The organism is bacterium (assembly GCA_029210545.1).
In the GTDB taxonomy this organism is placed as follows: Bacteria; BMS3Abin14; BMS3Abin14; order BMS3Abin14; family BMS3Abin14; genus JARGFV01.
In genome coordinates this window covers 1-23,722 of the sequence record JARGFV010000003.1, presented here as the reverse complement: position 1 = coordinate 23,722, position 23,722 = coordinate 1, and the positions used below count along the sequence as shown (strand labels likewise).

Genomic DNA, 23,722 nt, shown 5'->3' with positions numbered 1-23,722 from the left:
TTGAAGAAAAGAATCATCACCGGGCTTGTATCCATCTTTGTCGTCGTTCTCCTCGGCAGCGGACTTGTATCCAACATCATGGGGCAGCTTTACACCATGAACAAGGCACGGTTCCTCATCGACCGGGTTGCGCGGACGATCAACGAACTGGATCTGATGGTCCTGGAGACCGTCAAGGGGATCGAGCATGTCCGTTACGGGGAGGAGGATGTCCGCGGACTCATCGACGATGTCGATCGTATCAAGAACAAGATGAGAATAATGGAAGATGAGATCATGTCGGGCGCGCTGGTAACCCAGAGCTGTGGAGTTTGTCACGAGCAGCCTGAACGTCTGGTCAGGAACCTCGGCATCATCACCCGGAAGATGGAAGGCACTTTCGGTGACCTGATCATGCTCACAAGCATCCTGGTCACGGGAGAGGTCAAAAAAACCATCGGCATGGTCGTCACCGAGATGGTGACGACTATGGAAATCTATCACAACCACGTTAATGACCTGGGGGACATCCTCGCTCTCATGATCGATCACATCAACGATAAGGTGAACAACAATATCGTGCGCATCAAACGGACTCACGACGCGACGATCATCGTGACGACCCTGTTCGTTCTGCTGGGTATTATCTTGCTGGCTTCCACCATGACGAAGCCCATCCGCCAGTTGAGCCGGGGAACCGAAGCTATCGTCAAGGGCAACTACGACCACAGGATCGAGATGAAAGGCCGCGACGAACTTTCGATCCTGGCTGAGCGCTTCAATTACATGGCTGAAGTGCTGTCGAACCGGGAAAAGCGCCTCCACCAGAAGAAGCTCGAGCTCGAGGACCTCAATGAGAACCTGGAACGCAGGGTGAAGGACCGGATGAGGGCGCTCAGGGACAAGCAGGAGGAGGTGAACAGGAAGTACCTGGAACTTGAATCGGCCAACGAGGAGCTCCAGGCATCCTATGTGCAGCTCCAGTCCACGGCGGCTGAACTGGAAGAGGCCCAAAGCAAGCTCCAGGAGAACTATAACGTCCTTAAAACCATGAACACGGAGCTCCAGAGAGCCAACGAGGTCAAGAACAAGTTCCTGTCAATCATGTCCCACGAGCTGAGGACACCGCTGACAGTCATCAACGGGTACCTCTCCCTGGTCCTGGATAAAAACTACGGGAACCCGAGCAGGGAACTGAGGGATATCATCGCCGTGGTCAAGGAGCAGGGGAACAGCCAGCTCGGGCTTATCGAGGACCTTCTTGACCTGACGAAGATAGAGTCCGGAGAGTTCAAGCTTCACAGGCAGGGTATCACTCCCGACAACCTCATCGACAAGGCAGTGGAGAACTTCCGTCCCAAGTACGAGGAGAAGAACATCTCCGTCGAGATCCATGCCGAAGAAGATATGCCCAAAGTATACTGGGATTTTCAGAAGATGCTCCAGGTGTTTCAGAACCTCCTCGACAACGCCCTGAAGTTCACGCCTTCCGGCGGGAGGATCGAGATCCACGCCAGCTCCAAGAGTGATTTCATCGAGCTCAGGGTCGCAGACAACGGTATCGGGATCCCGAAAGATCGCCTGGACCAGGTCTTCGAGCGGTTCTACCAGGTCGACAGCTCGTCGACCCGTCGCTACGGCGGTTCCGGACTCGGGCTTTCCATCGTCCGGGAGATCGTCATGGCTCACAACGGGAAGGTCTTCGTGGAGAGCGAGGAAGGGCGTGGAACGGCGTTCCTTATCCTCATGCCCACCGGAGAGTCCGAGAAGATCAAGGAGCCGGAGTCTTCAAGGGGAGCGGGAGGCGAGGCAGTGCGAACAACCCCCAGGGGTGGAGGTGAAAAGATCCTGGTGGTCGATGATGACGAAGCGTTTCTCAAGATGATGAAGATGATCCTGCCCAGGGAGGGGTACAGGGTTCATTATACTTCCGATTCTACCAAGGTGATCCAGTACGCAAGGAAGCACAATGTCGACCTGATCATGCTGGACCTCATGATGCCCGAAATGGACGGGTATGAAGTCTGCCGAAGGGTCCGCAAGGACGCTGATGTGAGACATATACCGATCCTGGTTGTTTCAGCGGCCGGCGGGAAAGAAGTGGCCAAGAGGGTTTTCGAGGTTGGCGCGGACGAGCATATCACCAAGCCGTTCGACCAGCAGGATATCCTCTACAGGATCAACTACCTGTTGGGCCGGAGTAAGACCCTCTCCATGAACGGGAGAGCAGATGTCGACGCCAATGCTGATGGAGATCCTGAAGAGGAAAAGCCTGAGAGTTGATCTAGCTCCCGGTTTCAGGGACCCGCTGACAGAACTTGTACGGGATGTGGCCCCGTTCGCGAAGCGGCTGGGGTTGCGTGTTTTACTGGTGGGCGGTACCGTCCGCGATCTTGTGGTCCACGGGTGTTTCTCCGGTGAATGGGACCTGGTGGTTTTCGGTGACGGTGATGGAGATGGTGACGGGGCCGGAAAACTTGCGGAAGAGATGGCCAGGACCTGGAAATGGAGAGAGCCCGTTTCTTTCCCAAGGTTCGGGACCCACCTGGTTATCGGCAAAGGCTGCCGGGTGGAGTTATCCCAGGCCCGGCTCAGGACAAAGCTCCGGGACCTGGACCCTGATCCGCTGACATCGGATGCCCTGTCCCGCGACTTCACTCTCAACGCCCTTTATGTAGATCTGACCGGGATGGGTCCGAAGGGACCAGGACCCATCCGCTCCCCCCTCGATTCCCCTTTCCATTCCGTCGATGTCCTGGACCCCACGGGTCGCGGAATTGCCGATCTCCATGACGGCATATTGAAGACCCCACTTCCCGGGAAAATCACCTTTGTCGAGGACCCCTTGCGGGTATTCCGGGCAGCGAGGTTCAAGGCGGTTAACGGTTACCGGCTCGATCCCGCGATAGGGCGAGCTGTCGGAGCTGCCATCCATCGGCTTCCGGAGATCGCGCCCGAGCGCATCCGTGAGGAACTGGATCGGATCCTGTTGAGCCGGGAACCCTCCCTCGGATTGGAGCCCCTGGGGAGGTGGAGCGCCTTCTCCAGCGTCGCACCGGAGATCCAGGCCATGGTCGGGTTCGTTCAGGACACGCCGTGGCACTTCCCCGATCTTTTCAGGCATACCTTGCGTGTCGTGGACCGGTGTCCCCCGGATGTGGGACTCAGGTGGGCCGCGCTTCTCCACGATTGCGGAAAGCCCCTGACAAGGGTCCACGCGGAGGGTGGAGACATTTACCACGGTCACGAGTCTGTTGGGGCCGATGCGGCCGGGAATGTCCTGAAGCGTCTGAAATGCAGCAGGCACAGGGTAAAGGAGGTGCAGAGTCTCGTCCGCCTGCACATGGTGCATTATCAGGACGAGTGGAGCGATCGTGCCGTGGGGAGGTTCATCCGCAGGTCAGGCAGCCACCTGGACAAGTTGCTGGACCTGGTCGAGTCCGACAGCCTGGCCTTGCGGCGTCGCCGAGGCAAACTGGAGGAACTCGGGAGGTTAAGGGAGAGGATCGCTTCGATCAGGGAAAGGCTGCCGGCTCCGGCTTCGCCCCTTGACGGACGGAAGATCATGGAACTCCTGAACCTTGAAACCGGCGCCCTTGTCGGCCGAGCCAAAGAGGCGGCGGCTGAGGCGGTGGGCGACGGTCGGATCCCCCCCGATGAAGATGCCGCCAGGGCTTTCCTCCTCGAGTGGTTCGCCCAGGTGGAAATGAGCGGGCGGTCATAGCCCTTTCGGTCCCTTGGTATCAGAGACCATGCGGTTGCCTCCTGACCTCTCCCCCGGTTCCATAGAGCGAGGGCTGCGTGACAGGATTCTTCCTTGCATCTGATGCGCTCTAGTAGTAAACAACTTGCACAAAAAAGTATTGAGAAGCTCGGATATCAAGGAGTAAAAATGCCGACCAAAATATCCATTACAGGAGGGCCAGGCACAGGGAAGACAACGACCATTAACTTGCTTGCCGAGCGGCACACTATTGTTCGAGAGGTGGCTCGGGATCTTATCGACACGCAGTTGAAGGTAGAGGGAGGGATCCTGCCGTGGACCGAATTCATGACTTTCCAGCACATGGTCCATGCCGTCCAGAAACAGCGGGAACGGGGCCTTACACCTGGTTATGTCTTCCTCGACAGATGTCACATCGACCAACTAGCCTATGTCGATGTCTTCCACACCCGCCATGATGAAGATGATTTTCTCCATTACACCCGGCTGCTGGTGAAATCGGCGAACTATGCACCCTTTGCCTTCATCCTCGATCCCATCCCGGATGAGATCATGGAAGCGGATCCGAACTACAGGAAAGAAGACCCCAAAACTTCCCGCGTGATACACAAGGCTCTCGAAACGGTCTACCATGAATTCGGGATCGAACTCCTTCACGTCCCGTACATGTCCGTTCCGGAACGGGTAGCCTACATGATAAGTGAGACTGAGGACAGGGTTCCAAGAAAATAAAGGTTCCTAGAAAATAATAGACTTCCCCTGGTGTCAGAGACCGGGGTAGAGACCGTAGGTGGAAAACGGCTGATTTTGACAGATGATAGTATTCTCAGGGCGCTGGTTCAGCCTGTTCCGCCTGTCCTGCTTGTCCTCCGTAGCTTCAGCGAAGTCGGAAGCCTGCCAGGGAGTTTCTCCTCGAATAGTTCGCTCAGTTGGAAAGAAGCAGGCGGCAGTAGGCCGTTCGGACCGATTCGTCCGTCGGTGTTGAGGCGTCCAGGGATAAAACCGTTCCCTTTGGAAATTCATAAGGTTCGACAAACGCGGCTGCCTGGTCGGACAGGATCTCCTCACGTCCGTCCGAGATCGTTCCGATCTGTCCCTCCCTCGCCTGCAGCCGGGACCGCAAGGTGTCCTCATCCGCCTTTAGATAGAATATAAGAAAACGCGCTCCGGCTTTCCGGGCAGTCTCGGCGGCCCTGAACCTCATCCCCGGTTCCATGTAGCTGGCGTCCAGAAAGAGGCTCTGCCCCCTCTTGAGGGAATCCAGGGCCCGTTCGTGCATCATGGAATAGGTCAAGTCGGTATATTCCCTGGAATAGATATCCGCACAGAACGGCACGCGGCGCCTGTTGGTGGGTTCAACCCCCGCCAATTCCTTCCTGATCCTGTCGGAGGAGAGGATCTCGATGTCGAGGAGTTCCGTCAGCCCTGCAGCAAGGGTGGTTTTTCCGGATCCCATGAGGCCGCAGCCAAGGATCATGGTCGGGGGGAGAACTGCCCGAGCGTACTTTTCGGCCAACCGGTGGAAGGTTCGGGCGCTTTCACGAGCTGAGGCAGCGTCGTCTTCGGTGATGTTGGAGTCGCTGGAACGGAAACCCTCAACCTTGCCCCGGACAACAGCCCTGTAACAGCAGTAAAAGTTAAACAGGGGGGTCTGATCCTCCTGTCCCATGTTCACCAGGTACGCTTCTGAGTAACGTTCCGCCAGTTCTGTGAAACCGAGCCTTTCGAGATCCATTGCCAGGAAGGCCGCATCCGCAAGGACATCACCGAACCGTAACCTCTCGTTGAACTCGATGCAGTCGAATATCTGGATGATTTCTCCAAGGCAGATATGCTGGGTGTGAAGGTCACCGTGGCCATCCCTGATCCAGCCTTCCTCTTCCCTGCTGGCAAACAGGCTGGTATTGACCTCCATGAAGGTTCGTGTGAAATCGGCAATACGCTCATAGGTGAAGCTTTCCAGGGTTTGCCCTATGTAAGATTCGATTTGCTGGAAATCCTCTTCAGTGTTGAACTTGACTGCCCGGGTCCCACCGATTCTGGTAATATAAGGGGAAGTTTCAGATTTCTGGTGGAACTCCGCGATCCGCCGGGCGATGCTCACAATGAGACCCGCGTCGGCTTCACCGCGTGCCAGCAGTTCGGAAAGCATCATCTCCTCGTCCAGGCGCTCCATGACAACCGCGTAATCAAGAGCGGTTTCCGGCGTCGATTCAATTTCATCGGTCAGATCGATGTCGCCGAAGCGAAGGCCAACAGGGCCCTGTGTTACTGCGACCACTTTGAGATACATTCCGGGGCTGAGTCTCCGGTTAAGACGGAGCTCTTCATGGCAAAACTTTCTTCTCTTTTCCAGGGTGGTAAAGTCCAGGAACCCGAAATCCACGGGTTTTTTGACCTTGTAGACCCTGTCGCCGGCGAGGAATACGATCGATATGTGCGTCTGTACGATCTCGACCTTATCCACCGGGTACGGGTAGGCTTCAGGCCTTGAGAGCTCTTCGATGACCTTTTCCGTGGGAAGGTTCATGGGCTCGCTCCCTCCGGGTTTTGGGTTTTGAGTTCCGGGTTTATACTCCATCCCTATCCCTGGTTAAGTTTAACTCTGTGAAACCTCATGGTGCAAACCTTGATAGAGTCGCAAAAAGTCCAATCCGGGACTTTTCGCTCCACGGAAAGGGAAAAGCGTGGTTTCCCCTTTCCTTACAAATCAATGACTTATGGGGTGAGTCATTGATTTGGGCGCCCCGCGCGGGGCGCGTTGATGGCTTTTTGCGAAGTCATCAAACCTTAATTCTTAATTCTGGTGTTCCATTGCAATGAAAAGGGGAGCCTGTTAGTCTCAGCGTTGACAGGGTCGCAGAAAGTTAAGGGGGAACTTTTTGTAAGGTCACCAATGTCAGAGACCGATCGATGAAAAACTTCTTGAGGATAATGCGTGTCCTTCTCGTCCGCAAAGTGGGACAGAGAGCGGGCGACATGGTCCGTGAGGCTGCCGGGGCCCATAACCATTCCATGATCCTGCACCTCCTGGGCCGGGAGATGCACAGGGTAGGGGCCGATGTCGCCCCGTTCCTCCTGCGCGAACTGATCATGGGAGCGAGCCTCAGAAAACCGGGTTACACTGAGTACCTTCAGCACGTTGGTGATGCCAGAGCCCTGGCCGCACACGCGGGAAATGATTTCATGAGCGATGTGCTGCAGAAAAGCCGCCGGTACCAGTTTGACGAGGTCGTGGCCCTTATGACCGACGTGACACCTCACAAGCGGATCTATCACACCGAAGAGCTTGAGAGCCGCCATCCGGCGCAGGATTACATCCCTCTTGGGGTAAGAAAATCCATGGCTCGAAAGCCCAGCATGGATACCCTGGAGAGCCTTGTCAGGGAACAGAACCCTTCGGTGATCCGCAACCTTCTCAACAATCCGAAGACCATCGAGGAGATGGTCATAAAGATGGCCTCGTTAAGGCCCACAGCGGCAGAGGTTCTGGAAGAGATCAGTGTGCACCCCAGGTGGTCGGCGAGGTACCCGGTAAAAAAGGCCCTGGCCTTCAACCCTTATTCGCCGCCAAGGGCTGTTCACGCTCTCCTTCCGGCGCTGCTCATGGGGGATCTCATCGAGGTCACCCTGAGTCCGACTCTTCATCCGGACATCCGGGCAGCCGCCAAACGGTTCATCATGCATCGTCTGGCGAAGATGAACCCAAAGGAAAAAGAACAGTTTCACGAGAGGTACGGCAATACCCTCAAGAGGATATTCCTGCAGGTAGGGTAGGCTCGTTTGTCCGTGCGTCCGTGAGTGCGCAGGTCCGTAAGTGAGTGGGTGATTTTTTCGTCAGTGCCCGGGCTTTTTTCGCGTTCACGCTATTACGCTTCACGCACGTACGCTGTTTATTCATCGCCTCGCGATCAATTCGCTGATCTCCTTGCGTTTTCTTTCCTTCGGCGGATCCCTGTCCGGGTGCCCCAGGGTCATGAGGATCACGACCTCCTCGTTCCTGGGGATGCCCAGGAACTTCCCGACCTTTTTCCGGTGAAACCATCCGACCCAGCATGTTCCAAGTCCGAGTTCGGCGGCTACCAGAGACAGGTGGTCCATGGCGATGATGGCATCGGTGCGATGGTAATCGGTATCGATGACCTGCGTCATCTTGTGCCAGACCAGCTCCGGCTTGCCCACGGCTGCCACGATGACCGGGGCTGTCTTTATCCATGCGTTTACCGAAGCCGGGCCCAGGGGTACCGCCTCGGCGATCCCGGAGATCGTTCCTTTGCCAGTGATAAAATGGAATGTATATGGCTGACGGTTGCACGCCGACGGTGCCCACTTGATGGCCTCCTCCAGCAGCACCATGAGCTCCTTTTCAACGGGATCGGGCCGGTACCTGCGGCAGCTGTACCTTTTTTTGATCGTTTCAAGCACGGCGCTTGGTAACACTTTTTCCATGATCTTCACCCGCATTATTTTTGTGCCTGGTTTCGGGGGCTGAGGCCGGTTTTATGATGTGAAGAATGGCCGACGTGAACACCGCGTGGTTTTTGAAATATTGATGGCCTTGTTGCGAGTCCATCAACGCGCCCCGCGCGGGGCGCCCAAATCAATGACTCACCCCGTAAGTCATTGATTTGTAAGGAAAGGGAAAACCACGCTTTTCCCTTTCCGTGGAGCGAAAAGTCCCGGATTGGACTTTTTGCGACTCTATCGATATTGGCAGCACTGAAAATTCAGATAATTTTTTCCGCGAACCGCGGAAAAAATTATGCTCAGCCGAACCCTCCGCTATGGGAGTGGCCGCACCCTCCTCCACCGGAAGCCTTTGATTCCGTACCCGACGTGGAGAACATGGAGAGAAGCTTCCGCGCTCCTGTTTTCCCGCACTCTGGACATTCAAGGCCGGAACCGTCCTCGTCCCTGCCGGCAAGGGTCTCGAACTGGTGGCCGCATTTTTTACATCTGAATTCGAAGATCGGCATTGCAAATCCCTTTCAAAATATCGTTCCCAATTGTTGATGGACTCGTAAAAAGTCCATCAACGCACCCCGCGCGGGGTGCCCAAATCAATGACCCGTCCCGCAAGTCATTAATTTGCGGGATAAGTCATTGATTTATAAGGAAAGGGAAAACGATGCTTTTCCCTTTCCGTTGAGCAAAAAGTCCCGGATTGGACTTTTTGCGACTCTATCAATTGTGTAGACTGGATTCCGGATTATCACGGCGTGTGTTCGATGTCCGGAATGACAGAAAAGTGGCCACCTCGTTACTTCGATACCGCTTTCTCCCAGGCTCCCCTGCTAACACGCCCCCACGCTCTATTCTATTTCCTCCAGGTATTTATAGGCGTAGAAAGAGGCCGTGGCGCCGTCACCGACAGCCGATGAGACCTGTCGGATGCTTTCCGACCTCACGTCTCCGGCAGCGTAAAGGCCCTCGACCGAGCTTTGCATTTTCTGGTCGGTGATGATGTAGCCACCCTCATCCCGTTCCGCAAGGTCGCCGACAAACCCGGTCTGGGGCGTGATCCCCACGTAGATGAAGACGCCGTCGGCCGGGAGCGATCGGGTCTCGCCCGTTTTCACATCCTTCAGGACCAGTTCCACGACTTCATCGTCACCGATGACCTCGGTCATCACCGTGTTCCATTCAACGGTGATCTTCTCATTGGCGGCTACCCGTTCACGGATCAGGGGTACTGCTCTTAGTTCATCACGTCGATGGACCAGGTGAACCCTGCTGGCGAAACGGGTCAGGAAAAGAGCCTCCTCCGCGGCGGAATCGCCTCCTCCGATCACGGCGACCACCCGTTCCCTGTAAAGGGCCCCGTCGCACGTCGCGCAGTAGGAAACCCCCCTGCCGGTTAGCCTCTCCTCGCCGGGAACGCCCAGTTTGTTGGGAGTGGCGCCGGTGGCGATGAGCACGGTCCGGCTTCTGACTTCCCCCTGACTTGTGGCAAGGGTGAAAAGGTTTTCTTCCCTGGCGATGCCATCGACTGAGCGGTACTCGATGGGCAGTTCAAAACTCTCGGCCTGTTTGTACATGAGGTCGGCCAGTTCGAACCCGCCTATCCCTCCGGGAAACCCGGGGTAGTTCTCGATATGGGCGGTGGTCACCACCTGCCCTCCATAGGCGCCTTTTTCGAAAAGGACAACGTCCATCCGTGCCCGGGAGGCGTAGATGCCGGCTGTAAGACCCGCGGGCCCGCCGCCGATGATGACCAGGTCCTTGATGTTTTCGCTCATACGTTTCCTTCCGTTAATTGATCGCCGAAAACATTTTGACGCGGAGAGAAAAACTTTATCCCCGTGTCTCCCCTTCCCCGTGTCCCCGTATCCAGCGGTTTTTCAATGTGATCTCCACCTGAAGATCAACAGCCCCCTCACGTTCCTCCACCCGAGGACAGGATCCAAACGATAAATACCACAAGGATGAGGATCTCCAGGCCGCCCATTATAACGCTGCCTTTCGGTGCTCTGAGAGGATACAGAGATCAGATATGACCGTCAGACCGGCAGAGCGGGCCCTGTCTTCGGCCTCGGGGTGGGTGACCCCCTCCTGCAGCCACAGGACCTTCGCCCCGATTTCGATCGCTTCATCGACAACGGGGCCGACAGCGTCCGGTTTGCGGAAAACGTCAACGATATCAACCGGGAAAGGGATCTCTTTGAGGGATGTATATACTTTTTCACCAAGGATCTCATCCTCCCCGGGCCGGACCGGCACGATCCTGTACCCGGCCTGTTGGAGGTATGCCGCAACACGGTGGCTGGCCCTGTCAGGATTGGAGGAAAGCCCTACCACGGCTACCGTCTTGGACTGTTTCAGGATGGTCTCGATATCCATATATAATGTATACTCCATATTCAGGTTGACAGCCTCGTTAAAAACCCCGTTGTTCTTTTTTACAAGTCCATCAAGGTTTTAAATAAATAAACTATTTCCAATAAATTATTATATACTAATAACATGTATAATTAGAAAGTCAAGGGGGACTCCGTGAAAACAAGGGTTACCGTTCTATCTGAAAACTCCGTGGTCAAGCCCATGGGACTCATTGGGGAACACGGTTTCGCGGCCCTGGTCGAGAGGGGGGACAGCAAGGTCCTCTTCGACACCGGCCAGGGCTACGCCCTTGTCCATAACGCGCGGATCCTTGGTGTCGACCTCGGTACTGTAGACACCGTGGTTCTCAGCCATGGCCATTACGACCACACGGGTGGGCTGGCGGAACTTTTGAAAGGCGGAGGGCGAAAGCGGATCTTTGCCCATCCCGGGATATTCGTGTCGCGTTACTGGGAGGCAGTTGACGGTTCGAGGGAGCCCATCGGGATGCCTTTTACCCGGGCCTACCTGGAAGGCCTCGGGGCGGATTTTGTCCTTTCTGAAACATCTCAGGTTGTGGCAGAGGGGATCTCGACCACGGGTGAGGTTGCAAGGGAGACCGTGTTCGAAAAAGGAGACACGACATTGTTTCTCTGTGAGGAAAATGGGGGCGGCCCGGATCCTCACGTTGATGACCTGTCCCTGGTGGTTGAAGGGGAAAGCGGGCTTCTCGTGCTCCTTGGGTGTGCCCACGCCGGATTGGTGAACATCCTGCGCCACGTGCAAAAGACGCGTCCCGGTATGGTTGTCAAGGCCGTCGTCGGAGGCACACACCTGGGTTTTTCAGGTGAGGAACAGATGCAGGGAACCGTCGAGGCCATGACCGGCATGGGTGTGGAAAAAGTAGGGGCCAGCCACTGCACCGGTCTTGCCGGATCCGCCCGGCTCAGGGAGGCCCTCGGCGACAGCTTCTTTTTCGCAGGGGTTGGCTCAGTTCTTGAGGTTTGAATTCAGCTTCACGGCTATAAAATCAGGTTTCCTCCGCCTCTCTACGCCTGTCCCGAGCTTGTCGAGGGGTGCCTCCAGTGAGTCACATGCCTGGTGTGACGAACGGGTGGTGAACGCCCTTCCGGGTTTGGCCGTAACGCCGCGCAGGTACGCATTAACCGGATGAGCCTAAAATCATACGTAAATTTAAGTTCAGGCTGGCATCCCGGTTTGTAACTTAAATTTACGTTATCCGTATGAAATAGCAGGATTTAAGTAGTCCATATTTTCTGTTTGCGGTGGGAGGGGTTCCTGAACCATGAGCTGCATAAAATTCGAACGAATGATCGATCCATATCTTTCCGGTGATCTCGCGGAGAAGGAGAGAGCAAGGTTCGAGGCCCACCTTGAAAACTGTGGGGCGTGCCAGGAGAGTGTCGCCCAGTTCCAGGCTCTCGACGGCCTTCTGGACCGGGCTTCCGAGTGGCAGGTCGAGCCCCCCCCGTACTTTGCCCAGAGGGTCATGGCCAACCTGCCCGCCAGGCAGGCCAGCGGGGCGTTCTCCTGGCGGTTCCTGCATCCCATTGTCGCGGCCGTTTCCCTGGTTCTTGCCATCGGGATTGGTTTTATCGCCAGGGACATGTTCCCGGGACCGCAGTCCGATGCCGTCATTTCCCAGCAGGTGAGGATCATTTTCTTCTCTCCCGAGGCCGATTCGGTGGCCCTCATCGGTGACTTCAACGAATGGGGGCAGAGGGAAGTTACCCTGGCCCAGGCGAGCGACAGGGGGATCTGGGAATTTTCCCTGGCTCTCGATCCCGGTGTCTATCATTACAACCTTCTCGTCGACGGAGAACGGTGGGTCGCCAACCCCAAATCAGCGACCCTGGTCCCTGACGGTTTCGGCGGCTACAACTCCGTGCTGGTCGTCAGCGAAAAATGCCAGGACGACTGCTCCTGAACCTGATTCCAACCTGGAGGCGTGTCTTGGCCTTTTCAACGCTGACAAAGGGCTTGTTTGTCACCTCCCTCGCCCTAGCCTTGCTCACGGTACCGGTCGACGGTTCCTGCAGCTGGAAGGAGGTCGATTCCATCCTCCGGCAGGCCTACGGTCCTGAGGTCGCGCTGGAATGTGAGAGTTATTACGGTTCACTGGATATCCCGGAAGAACAGATCGCCCCGATCAGGGACGCGGTCCGGATCCTGGTGGAAGCGGGGTACCCGGTGGGCTGTCCACGGGAATACCTGGAATTCGCGTCCGAACTTGCCCGTGCCGATATCGCCCTTAAGGACCTGAGCAACAAGATCCGGGAAGGGGTTGCCAAGAAAGTCTCTGCCGAACGTCTCAACACGGTTTTGCAGCAACGGACCAAGGCGCTCCAGGAGGCGAGGGTGATCGTCCTTGGTCTTGCAGATCGAGGGGTTGTGTTTCTTGACAGGCAGATGGCGTATTCGGTGATCGCTGATTACCTCCTCAGGGGCATCATGACAAACGACCTGGAGGGGGCATTGCTGGAGGGGGATCTGGCCAGATACCCGGCGCTCGAGAACGTGATCAGGTAATTACGCGGTGCTTTGTCCGTTGCCATGGACAGCGGGTCGTGCTAAAAATTTGCGGATTGCCCGAAGTCGTCTATAAAGTTGTTTTTGTGCAGGGCCGTCGGCCCGAATTGCCGGGTCGTTGAAGGGAGCCATCTGCCTGACCGGATGATGGGAAAGGTATGCTTTACCGTGCTTAAAACCTTTTCAGGGAAAACAGCCGGCTTTGCCAGGGTGCGCCTGAGTGCTGTGCGTCCACGCCGGGGAGCGATAGCACGGCATGCCGATTCAATGTGCTTTATAGCCATTGTCTTTTTCTTCATTTTACTTAACGCTCCCTCACTTCATGCTCTTCCTCTGGCGGGAGGGCCCCACGATCGCTCTTCGGATCCTGCTTATACAGCATCCGGTATCAAGGGTGTGTGCGACGAGTGCCACATTGCCCATTACTCGCCGGAGTTAGCCCAGTACAAAAGAGACCTTTCCCCGGACGCTGCCGTACTTAGCGACCTGTGTCTTGATTGCCACGACGGCACGCCACCGCCGTGGGCATCCACCGCCCGGGATCAGAGCGTTGCCGAAGGGTCGCTCCACGATTTTTCCTCCCGCACCATCGGCTTCGGGGGGGTCTGCTGGCCCTGCCATGACTTGCACCTTCCCGATGAAAACACGGTTTCAATGGCGGGCAGTTCGTCGGGCAATTATTTTGCCGATCATCTGCTCTGGAAGCGTGACCTGACCGGTGACCTGGCCGGATATTACCAGAAGCGGGACCTGGCGACCGATTCGTACCCATCAGGCGGACCAAACTATCTCGTTGGCAAGACCATTTTCTGTTATGACTGCCACGGGGGAGACGCCAGGGTTGGTGGGCCGACGGACAATGACTTTACCAACCCGCCCCAGGATATCGCGTTTGCCTATGATCAGGATACCGATCCCAATTCGGACGGCAGCAACCTGGGGTATTATGAGCTTCCGAGTGGGCGAAAGCCGGGAACCACCAACAATGCTCCCAGCCTTCCTTCTGTCAGGGACAGCTACGAGAACCCGGATAACGTGCCTGGAGGCCACTATGTCAAAACGTGGATGAATGACGGGGCGACGGATGACAATTACGAGGTCCGTGCCCCCTCCGGCAAACTTCTTTATAGAATCAGTATTGCCGACAAACTCCCTTGTGAACTGTGCCACGATCCTCATAAGGGTGAGATAACAACCAGTGACGACGAGGTGTTTTTCCGCAGGGATATTTTCGTCGGTGAGGGAAGCGGTGGCGCCGGCCTGGTTGTCGATCGTTCGTCGGAGAGCTTCTGGAGCAGCAAGAAGCTTCAGGCCAGCCCCGAAACGCGAAACGGACAGGGGAACGGCCGGCTCATGTGCATTTACTGCCATGGAACCAGCGACTGGGATGAAAACCTGAGTTACTCCACAGGGGTGTCCCCCCTCATCGTCGACTGGACCAGAAAGACGACCATATACGGGATCCGAATCCGTTATCCGAAAGACAGGGTCGACTGGAAGGAACAGAAAATGTCTCGCTCATTCCCGCTTCCCCCGGTGGATGCCCACCTCCTCGACCCGGGGGTCCCCGGGGCAGGCGATGACCCGCCATGCCAGAACTGTCATCAGCACAACAACGCCATGAGCGCCAACTGCGCCGGGTGCCACAAGTACGGAAGCACGCTGCCGGGTGCGCACACAAAACACGTGTCAAACGGTTTGACATGCGACGTGTGCCACGGAGTTGGCGCTGAACTGGGGCAGCAGCCCGGCCATTCCTTCGCGGCAATTCCCATCGACGCCGACAAGATCACCCTCCTCGGGTCCTCCGGTTACGAGGCAAGCTGGGGTGCACGGCCGTCGTGGTTCGGATCCACCTGGGGAGGGCCCGGGATCTCCGGTGACACGGAGGTCACCTACACCACCCTCAACGATTTCGCGTGCGTCAACGTCCGGTGCCATGGACTCGAGGGCGGTGAATCGGTTCCCTGGAACGGCCTGGCAGGTTCCCCGACCTACAACAGCATCTGCTTCGACTGCCACAATATCTCGCCGGCCTCCTTCCAGCTGCCGGGAGGGTCTTTCTTCCAGGCCAGCAATGCCGCCGCCAATTATGTCGGTCCCATAAGCGGGTTCAGCAGGGGCGGGCATGGCGATTCGACTATCAACGACCCGGCCTGGTTTACCGACAGCGCTCCAGGCACGTCGGTGCCCCTCGCCTGCGTCGCGTGCCACGATGAGAGCCAGGGGCATTTCCCCGTGGAGTCCGGGAACCCGTACAGGGTCTCTGATGCAGCGTTAAACAACAGCCTCCCTGGACGAAGCTCGGCCGAGGGGCCCCTGACCAACCTGTGCACTCAGACGGACTGCCATCCCAAGGTTCTCGGGGGTGGAGACTACGGGTTCCTCACCGACACCATCAAACATCCGAGCGACCATTTCCCCATTTCGAATCCGGCGGCTGTCCTCATGGATTATCCGGCGGCCGCGATTAACCTGGAATCCCCTTCTTCAACGACGACGCCGGCCTACGATCCCCAGTGGCGTTCCATCCCCGTAGACCTGCACATTGACCGGTATGTCGACCACTGGGGTTACTGGGGCGCTGTTGCCTGTACAAGCGACGGGTCCGATGACGATCCTTTCATGCCCCTGGGCGATCCGCTGATCCGCCAGGTGGGCGAGAATTTCGACAATTACGACGGAGGGACACCTTCCGAAAAATACCAGCTCGTGACGTGCGTGACCTGCCACAGCCCCCACGGGACGGACCTTTACGTCTCGGGCCAGGGGTGCGGCCAGGCCTCCACCCTGACCTCCATCCCGGACAACAACATGCTTCGGCTCAGGGAGCAGGACGACGAACTGTGCATGGGGTGTCATTGATTTTTCGTCTTGAAATGCCGTGTGACCGCAGGCCAGCAAGGAAGTAAATCATCTCCGTAACCTTCCTTGTCGGGACATGTAGGTGTTAACAGGAGATTTCGGCATGATCTGCCCGTGGCCATTCTGGAACGGTAAAGGATAGGGTAGCGGCGGATCATGCTTGTGACCCCGAAGCTCCCGTGCCTCAGGCAGGGGAGGGGGTCACTCAGGGAGCCTTGATGGGTTGGATGTGGCCAAATAAAGGGCGTTTCCCGGCCGGAACCGCGTTGGTGGTGACCTTCGCGGCGGTTATCCTGCTGGTGTTCGGGGTTCCGCTGGAAGCCGCCCACAAGCTGCAGGAGTCCCAGTGCAGCGACTGCCATTCCGTGGGCGGCGGCCGGGATTCCGTCGTTCTCTACACGAGGCTGCTGAAAAAAGACCTCAGGGTCGTCGAGATCCTGTCTAACCCAGACAATACCTGGAGCCCGGGACAGCCGGTCCCATGTGTCTACTGCCACGATGCCGACACGGTCCGGACCAACATGGTCGGCATAAAGAGCCACTTTTCGGATCTCTCTTTTTCCAAGCACCCGGTCAACTACCTGACCTCCAGTACCGGCAGCGCTGAAGCGGATCTCAAGTGCGTCGACTGCCACGCGACGTCGACGACGGCCTACGTAACCGGAGGCGCAAGCCCTCTCGACCCGAACATCCACGGCGTGGATACGAACTCCGTTTCGTGGACGGGGGGAACGGGGGCTCTGGATGTTTCGGCAACCTACCCGTCCGTGGGGGCGACCATGCTCGACCCCTCCAATACGGGGGGCAATACCCTGTGTACACAGATATGCCATGACGCGGGGCAGACCGGTTACGCTTCGGGGAAGGTGGCTCACGCGGTAACCGGGCCCCTGGTATCCCTCGAATACAGCAGCTCCTTTGCATCTCAACCCGCGGGGTGTCTGGACGAGGGGAACCTGACGGGCTGCCACTCCCCCCACAACTCGACCGAAAGCACCGCACTTATCACCATCGACAGGAACCTCGCCGGTGACCCGGTCACCCCGGAAGACTGCGGGATCTGCCACAGCTTCGACGACCCGCCCTCCGACAGGGCGTCCAGCGACTACTATCTTGCCGGCCACGGCAAGGTCCAGACCACCGTGACCTGCACCGATTGCCACGACCCTGCCAAACCGCACTTCAATCCCAACGGGTCCAGTTCAGGCAACAGGCTCAACTTTGTCGAGGACACCAACCTCTCGCAGATCTCCGATCCGCCCAAGTCGGTCCTGTCCAATTGCGTCAGTTCCAACTGCCACGCCGGAAAGGGAGCCCACTCAACAGACCAGGTCAACGTCGGATGCCTCGACTGCCACGATCCCCACGGTTATGGTGTGGGATCCAACATCGCCATGGTTCGCAGGGTTCCCCCGGTTTCAGCACCTGCCACAAGCCTCTATTTCGAGACTGCCGGAGCCTATTACGATTCCAGCACCTATGCTCTCGACGGTGTGTACAGCAACGCCATCTGCGATAATGAGGATTGCCACAGTGTCATCGGCGGCCCGGGCAACATCTCGAACCTCATGAATACCGCTCTGGGCGGGCCGAAACACACTGGAGGAACGGGAATCCTTTCCGGCTGTGAAGACTGCCATATCCACGACGACGCCGGCGGGTCGTTCCAGGCCAGCGACGTCTGCGATACCTGTCACGGGTACCCCCCTCTCGCGAACTACGGAGGAGGCCCGGACGGGTACGCCTTTGCCGAAACCAGGACTTACGTTGCCAGCGGCCACTTCAAGGAGGAGGACAAGACGCCCCACGCTGTCCACTCCGCTCCCATCCCGAACGGTTATGGCAAAGTCTGCAAAACGTGCCACGTCCGGGTGACCTCTTCCGGGTACCACAACGAGGGAGAAAGCGCCTCCGGGACCTTCCGCAACGTTATCTTTGACCTCGCCGTCAACCCCAACGCCCTGCCCGAGGACCTGCCCAGCAAGAGGAGCCCCTCCTATTCGATAACAGCATCAACGCCCAACGTATGTCTGAACCTTTACTGCCACTCTGACGGCCAGGGGACGGACCGCTTCAATACGGATGTCGTCGCGGCCCAGGCCTGGACCGATAGCCTGGCCGCGGGTCTCGACTGCGAGGGGTGCCACGGTTCATTCCGGTCGGACGCCCTCGGCACCAGCTATTTCGGGGCTCCGGATTATCCCACAGGCAGCGGCGGGGCCGGGGATAACACCTACACGGCCGGCAGCGGGACCCTGGCTTCCCAGACCAAGGCCAACAGCCACCTCGATACGACCAAACACGGACGCTACACCTGCTCGGTGTGCCACTACGACACGATCCAGGATACCGATGCCAGTGACGGCTATACAATTGGCAACCGGGTTCTCCACGTGGACGGCGATATTGATGTCTTTTTTGACGGGACCACCGCTTCCGGTGCCTACAGCGAATCGTCCAAGACATGCCAGGTCGCCTGTCACTCCCTCGGCTATGGCTCGCGGGAGGCCTACTCCGGCTCCATTACCTATGTCACGGCCGTCTGGGGCGGGACGGTGGCCTGCGGCGACTGCCATGCCATAGGCACTGCCCTGACCACCGGGTCCCACGCCGTGCACCTGAACACGACGGCGTATCCCAACGGTCCCGGGATCCCCTGCAACGATTGTCACACTTCGGACACCGATCCGGAGCATGCCGACGGCAAGGTGGACTTCAACGATTCCGCGCTCAAGAGCACCACGACAAAGTGCGACGCCTGCCACGGCGGCGCCACGGACGCGGCTACTGCCAAGGCTTCCTGGCTCGATCCCAGGTACGGCGACTACACCTCCGGGGTGACCTGCGAGTCGTGCCATGAGAACGACGCCGACGGTGTGGCCATTATCGAAACGATCCCGGCCCCAGACACGGCCACCGGTTTCGTGGACAGGGGGCACGGCAACATCCTGGGCCTCCCCTGGAGCGGGAACGCTCCGGGACTCGTCTGCGTGGACTGTCACGACTGGCAAAAAAACCACGTGGACGGAGTCACCGGCTCCATCGGGAACCTTCCAAGACCCCTCGATTCCATCGACGGAGTGGCCATCGGTTCAACCAGCACCTCGGACGTGAACACGTGGTGCTCCGCGTGCCACGACGGGTCGCCGGGGGTGGGCGTCATCACCCACAACAACACCTGGGTGGAACCGGACGGCTATTACAGGGAAGGGGCTTTCACCCTGAACTGCGGCGACTGCCACGACCCCCACAGCGACCCGGCCAACATCTTCATGGTGCTCGGCAACGTGTCCAACACCGCCACGAGCCCGGACCAGCCCCACAGCGTTGTTTTTCTCGACGTGACGGGCATTAACTCCTTCGACGATATCTCCCAGGTCAACGATCCCAGCGAGGACCCGGCCAACCCGGCCAACTCAGCCGGGACCACTGATGTCTGCGCCACCTGCCACTACGACCCGGGCACCGACGGCGCTCCCACGAAATACAACTTCGGCGGCGAGGACAGCACCCAGCACGGTGAACGGCGCGCTACCGACTGCCGGGAGTGCCACATCCACCAACGGGGATTTGTGGCCACCTGCGATCAGTGTCACACTTACCCGCCGACGCTTGTTACCGGCCAGCACCTCGTGCACATCGACAAGTACGGGAGCAACTCCTGCGACTTTTGCCATATCAACAACGACCACAACGAACTCGTTGTCCAGACCGACCTCCAATACCAGGCCCTGACGCCCTCCGAGATCTCGTCGAACATCGACATCGATCTTTCCCTGAGCGACAAGGACGGCGCTGTTCCCTGGACCTACACGCCGGGGGCTCCCAACGCCGGAACGTGCGGCAACCTGTACTGCCACGGGGAGTTTTACGTTTCGTCAGGCTTCAACGTCCGGACGGACAACGCCAACTGGGGCAGCGTCGGCAGCGGCGCGTGCGGCACCTGCCACAGGGTGGGGAGCACCAACAAGACCGGGAGCCACGAGACCCACGTCGACCAGGCCAGTGTCAGGAACTACGGTTTCCGCATCGGATGCATGGATTGCCACCTCGAGGTCCAGGGTTACGGAACGGGACCCGGGGACGCCGGCCACGTGAACTGGCGCTCCGACGTGGCCGTCGCGGACACATGGGGGGCGCTGGCCGCCTACGACGCCCTGGCCAACGGCGGTTCGAGCGCCATCGGCGACATCCCGGGCAGCTGTTCGGATGTCCTGTGCCACGGCTCGGGGCTCGATCCGGCCGCCAGGGGTGTGGACACGACCCCCGACTGGGGTGATCCGGCTACGGCCGACTGCGGAACCTGCCACCTGGTGGACGACCCTGCCCAGGGTCTGATCGCCCAGGGGAGCCACCCGGTGCACGTGGGGACGGCCTCAGGGAAGTACTATGACATCGAGTGTATACGCTGTCACAGCGCCGTGGACCAGATCCTGGACGGCCTGGCCTCCATGGACGACCCGACCTACCACGCCGACCTGGCCACGGATGTCGATTTCGACGGCTTCAACGCCTTGGCCGCGACCTACGGGAACCTGGGACCCGGCCAGTGTTCCAACCTGTACTGCCACGGGAATTTTATCGGTTCCTCCGTCAACCCGGCCGGCGGCAATAACACGACGGCCACCTGGGGCAGCCCTTCAACGGGCGCCTGCGGGACGTGCCACGGGACCGATGCCAGCGCTACTCCCGATACCCTCGCCCACCCGGCGCACCTGGCCACGGTTCCCAACGGCCCGGGGGCTTCCTGTGACCTCTGCCACGGGCCCGGCGCGGCCACGGCGGCCCACGCAAACGGCAACACCCTTCTCCACGTCAACAGCAGGGTGGACCTTTACGCCAGCGTCAACCCGACGGGCGCCGGTTCCACCCTGACCTGTGCGCCCTCCTGGGTGACCGGGTGCCACAACGGCAAGCAATCTCCGCCCTGGAACGGTACCGCAAACTGCGTCGACTGCCATGCGGCAGGAGGCGGTTCCTTAGGGGATCCGGTGAGCGCCCTGCATGTGATAGCGTCAGCTTACTCGGCCGTGGTTCAATCCCACGACGAAGGCCTCTGGGCAGGCACCGCCGGGGTCACGGGCTGCGAGACCTGCCACGGCGCGTCACCTTCGGACCTCCATTACAACGGCACTGTGGACCAGAAGGCCGACACGATCAACTTCGCGGCGGACCTGGATTTCATGGCCGGCACCGTTCCCACATGTTCGCCCTCCAATGCCCTGGCCGCCTGTCACAGCGACGGCGGCGACTGGCAGAGGCAGTGGACCGACAACGCCGAGAGTCTCGTCACCACCATCGGAGACCCACGGTGCGATGCCTGCCACGGTCAGCGGGGCGCATGGAGCGCCGGGATGACGGTGAGCCACGCCAGGACCGCCGTCGACGACTCCACCCATTCGGAGTGCCTGTTCTGCCACGTCTACGGCGACCCCGCCTACGACTGGAATACCCACCACGAGTCAGGGGACATACAGTACAACTCCCACCCCAGCATCGGGTACAGCCCGGCCGTCGGGGCGTGCAACGCGGCCTGCCACGACAACACCCGCGTCATGGGGGTCTCCTCGGCCTTCGCCGAGAGCCCCCTCCTCGGGCCTGGAGTGAACTGCGCCTACTGTCACGGTGACGAGTCCGCCGACCGTTTGTGGCCTGACAACAACGGTACCAACAACACATACAGGGTCGATTACGCTGACGATGACATCGGGGCCCACGACAACCACATCCTGACCATCGGACAGTACCTGGGTTACGGATCAACTCCGGCCGATTTCGTACCCAGCGAGCAGATTGTCATCTGCGCCTACTGCCACCCCTTCCCGGGAGAAGTCGGGCATTCGGCCAACGCGGGAACCGATCAGAGGGTGGACATCCAAGCTCCAGGGACCTTCCTGAGGCACGATACGGCTGCTTTTTCTACTACCGTAGATTCGGCCAGCGCCGCCTACAACTACACGACCCAGGGGTGCAACCTCTCTTGTCACAACCAGGTGGACACTCCCACCGGGATTAACGACTGGAACAACCCGCCGGCACCCTCCTGCTCCCTGTGCCACCCGCCTGCGAGCTACACGAACCGCCACGGCACCCACATTATTGACCGGGGTTACGAGTGTACCCAGTGTCACCCTGATAACGGCACCTCTTACGGCCACGGCAACGGCGAGGTGAACCTGTTCTGGGCCAACTCGCCGAGCTTTGAAAACAGCTACGGCGGCGGGTCGGTGACCTACAGCCAGGCGGGTTCCCTGGCCTATAAGGACATGACCTGGGGCACCTGCGACTCGGCCGCCTGCCACGACAACAAGATGTCACCGCAATGGGATGCCGCGGTGACAGATCAGTGCTCGGTCTGTCACGAGGACGTGACGGCCACCGGAACGGCTACAGGGATCACCCACCTGTCCCACACCAGCGCCGCCGGCTCCTTTGGGCGGATCATCAACTGCGCGGACTGCCACCAGGGCCCGCCGGTGTGGAACACGACAGAGCCTTCCCCCGGACACATCAACGGCACCTTTGCCGTCAGCGGGTCCGTCACCTTCGCCTATGACGGCACCTACGACGTCACATTCGGCTCCTGCGGTATCAACGAGTGCCACAACCTCGGTGATGGAACCACTTCCCCATACAGTGCCGGCGGATCGTACATGTGGGGCAGCACCCTGGATGACTGCACGACCTGCCACAATAACCCCAACACCGCGGCCGAGACCGGCAACGAGGGCGCCCGCCACACGGTCCACGTGGGAAGTTCGTATTTCGTATCCGGCAGTTGTTCCGAGTGCCACACGGCCCAGACCGCGACCACCCACCTCGACGGGACGGTGAACATCAGCGGCAGCGCCAACGTGTCGGCGTTCAACGGGACCACCGGCAGCTGCACAAACAACTGCCACGCCGTCAACGCGGCCGTCTCCGGCGACTGGGCCGATACCGCCGATCTGGCCTGCACCGACTGCCACGACGCCGCGGGGCTCAGGCTGGAACGCGGCTGGCCGCCCGCCCAGGGCGAACATGCCGCCCACGTTTCCAACACGGCCTACGTGGACACGGGAAGCGGGTTCTGCACCGACTGCCACAACGACAACAACGCACCCAACACCCACAGTACGTTAGACAGCGTGGTGACCTCTCCGGCCCTGGGGGCAAAGATCACCACCTGGGCCGGGGACGGCAGCTGCGCTAACGACTGCCACTTCGCCGCCGATACGAACGAATGGACGGCCGACCTGAACTGCGTGGACTGTCACGTGGGTTCGAAGGGCCTGGGTGTCGGTCACATGTACACGTCGGGTCTTCACGCGGTGACGCCCCGTCTGAGCCAGGCGACCCACGCCGAGGCTCTGTCACCGTCGGCCGGCTGCGGCGTGTGCCACACGGCCATGGTGCCCATGTCCTCTGATCCGGCCAGCCACGTGGACGGGAGCTGGGAGGCCGACGGCGCGGCCCAGACCGAGACCCGCGGCCTGTTCGATGACTACAGCGACGCCAGTCCTGGATCGTGTTCGAACACGGGCGGCGTGAACGAGGTCGGTGTGGGTGGCTGCCACGACGGTCCTGGCGAGACGGGCAGCTGGTCGAGGAAGTGGACGACCACGGTCACGGCCGGTGACGGCAGCGAGTGCGCCAACTGCCACGGCGACTTTGTAAACGGCTGGGTTTCGGGGATCGTGAACCACGACCTGCCCGAGATGTCCGACACGACGAACCACGGCAACTGTTCCATCTGTCACGTGTACGACGATTCCGCCTACACCCTGCCCATCGGCTGGGGCGGCG

At 59.0% G+C, this 23,722-nt stretch carries 14 protein-coding genes; 9 read left to right on the top strand and 5 right to left on the bottom strand.

All coding sequences use genetic code 11. The features are described from left to right. From P1S46_00645 to P1S46_00635, 3 genes are all read left to right on the top strand, one after another. Positions 1 to 2,262, top strand: a complete 2,262-nt coding sequence (locus tag P1S46_00645; protein MDF1534995.1) for an ATP-binding protein — start codon at positions 1 to 3, stop codon at positions 2,260 to 2,262. After that, positions 2,210 to 3,703 (top strand): HD domain-containing protein, encoded by a 1,494-nt coding sequence (locus tag P1S46_00640; GenBank protein ID MDF1534994.1) that lies wholly within the window; start codon positions 2,210 to 2,212, stop codon positions 3,701 to 3,703. The genes P1S46_00645 and P1S46_00640 overlap by 53 nt, the downstream gene beginning before the upstream one ends. Before the next feature lie 168 nt (positions 3,704 to 3,871). Further along, on the top strand, positions 3,872 to 4,435 hold the full coding sequence (locus tag P1S46_00635; protein ID MDF1534993.1) for an AAA family ATPase: 564 nt from the start codon (positions 3,872 to 3,874) through the stop codon (positions 4,433 to 4,435). Positions 4,436 to 4,628: 193 nt separating this feature from the next. Here the strand turns inward: P1S46_00635 and P1S46_00630 are convergent, their stop codons facing one another. Then, complete coding sequence (locus tag P1S46_00630; protein MDF1534992.1) at positions 4,629 to 6,233, bottom strand: AAA family ATPase; 1,605 nt, start codon at positions 6,231 to 6,233, stop codon at positions 4,629 to 4,631. Positions 6,234 to 6,616: 383 nt separating this feature from the next. Here P1S46_00630 and P1S46_00625 point away from each other — a divergent pair, with 383 nt between their 5' ends. After that, entirely contained in the window at positions 6,617 to 7,480 is an 864-nt protein-coding gene (locus tag P1S46_00625) for a hypothetical protein (GenBank protein ID MDF1534991.1), read from the top strand. 120 nt (positions 7,481 to 7,600) lie between these two features. Here P1S46_00625 and P1S46_00620 read toward each other — a convergent pair whose 3' ends face one another. The 4 genes from P1S46_00620 to P1S46_00605 form a co-directional block, all read right to left on the bottom strand. Then, complete coding sequence (locus P1S46_00620; GenBank protein MDF1534990.1) at positions 7,601 to 8,152, bottom strand: nitroreductase family protein; 552 nt, start codon at positions 8,150 to 8,152, stop codon at positions 7,601 to 7,603. A gap of 317 nt (positions 8,153 to 8,469) precedes the next feature. Beyond that, on the bottom strand, positions 8,470 to 8,679 hold the full coding sequence (locus P1S46_00615) for a zinc ribbon domain-containing protein (GenBank protein ID MDF1534989.1): 210 nt from the start codon (positions 8,677 to 8,679) through the stop codon (positions 8,470 to 8,472). Between the two features lie 336 nt (positions 8,680 to 9,015). After that, entirely contained in the window at positions 9,016 to 9,942 is a 927-nt protein-coding gene (trxB, locus tag P1S46_00610; protein ID MDF1534988.1) for a thioredoxin-disulfide reductase, read from the bottom strand. Positions 9,943 to 10,150: 208 nt separating this feature from the next. After that, entirely contained in the window at positions 10,151 to 10,543 is a 393-nt protein-coding gene (locus P1S46_00605; protein MDF1534987.1) for a CoA-binding protein, read from the bottom strand. A gap of 153 nt (positions 10,544 to 10,696) precedes the next feature. On the opposite strand from P1S46_00605, the gene P1S46_00600 reads away from it, so the two are divergent. The 5 genes from P1S46_00600 to P1S46_00580 form a co-directional block, all read left to right on the top strand. Further along, positions 10,697 to 11,530, top strand: a complete 834-nt coding sequence (locus P1S46_00600; protein ID MDF1534986.1) for an MBL fold metallo-hydrolase — start codon at positions 10,697 to 10,699, stop codon at positions 11,528 to 11,530. Between the two features lie 298 nt (positions 11,531 to 11,828). Further along, on the top strand, positions 11,829 to 12,470 hold the full coding sequence (locus tag P1S46_00595) for a zf-HC2 domain-containing protein (GenBank protein MDF1534985.1): 642 nt from the start codon (positions 11,829 to 11,831) through the stop codon (positions 12,468 to 12,470). Between the two features lie 26 nt (positions 12,471 to 12,496). After that, positions 12,497 to 13,072 (top strand): hypothetical protein, encoded by a 576-nt coding sequence (locus tag P1S46_00590; protein ID MDF1534984.1) that lies wholly within the window; start codon positions 12,497 to 12,499, stop codon positions 13,070 to 13,072. 267 nt (positions 13,073 to 13,339) lie between these two features. After that, on the top strand, positions 13,340 to 15,937 hold the full coding sequence (locus tag P1S46_00585) for a hypothetical protein (protein ID MDF1534983.1): 2,598 nt from the start codon (positions 13,340 to 13,342) through the stop codon (positions 15,935 to 15,937). Between the two features lie 227 nt (positions 15,938 to 16,164). Further along, positions 16,165 to 23,722 (top strand): CxxxxCH/CxxCH domain-containing protein (locus P1S46_00580; GenBank protein MDF1534982.1); only part of this gene is annotated, 7,558 nt, incomplete at its 3' end.

Coding starts and splice junctions, on each gene's coding strand:
- P1S46_00640 (MDF1534994.1), top strand. CDS start 2,210: ATGTCGACGCCAATGCTGATGGAGATCCTGAAGAGGAAAAGCCTGAGA.
- P1S46_00635 (MDF1534993.1), top strand. CDS start 3,872: ATGCCGACCAAAATATCCATTACAGGAGGGCCAGGCACAGGGAAGACA.
- P1S46_00630 (MDF1534992.1), bottom strand. CDS start 6,233: ATGAACCTTCCCACGGAAAAGGTCATCGAAGAGCTCTCAAGGCCTGAA.
- P1S46_00625 (MDF1534991.1), top strand. CDS start 6,617: ATGAAAAACTTCTTGAGGATAATGCGTGTCCTTCTCGTCCGCAAAGTG.
- P1S46_00620 (MDF1534990.1), bottom strand. CDS start 8,152: ATGGAAAAAGTGTTACCAAGCGCCGTGCTTGAAACGATCAAAAAAAGG.
- P1S46_00615 (MDF1534989.1), bottom strand. CDS start 8,679: ATGCCGATCTTCGAATTCAGATGTAAAAAATGCGGCCACCAGTTCGAG.
- trxB (MDF1534988.1), bottom strand. CDS start 9,942: ATGAGCGAAAACATCAAGGACCTGGTCATCATCGGCGGCGGGCCCGCG.
- P1S46_00605 (MDF1534987.1), bottom strand. CDS start 10,543: ATGGATATCGAGACCATCCTGAAACAGTCCAAGACGGTAGCCGTGGTA.
- P1S46_00595 (MDF1534985.1), top strand. CDS start 11,829: ATGAGCTGCATAAAATTCGAACGAATGATCGATCCATATCTTTCCGGT.
- P1S46_00585 (MDF1534983.1), top strand. CDS start 13,340: ATGTGCTTTATAGCCATTGTCTTTTTCTTCATTTTACTTAACGCTCCC.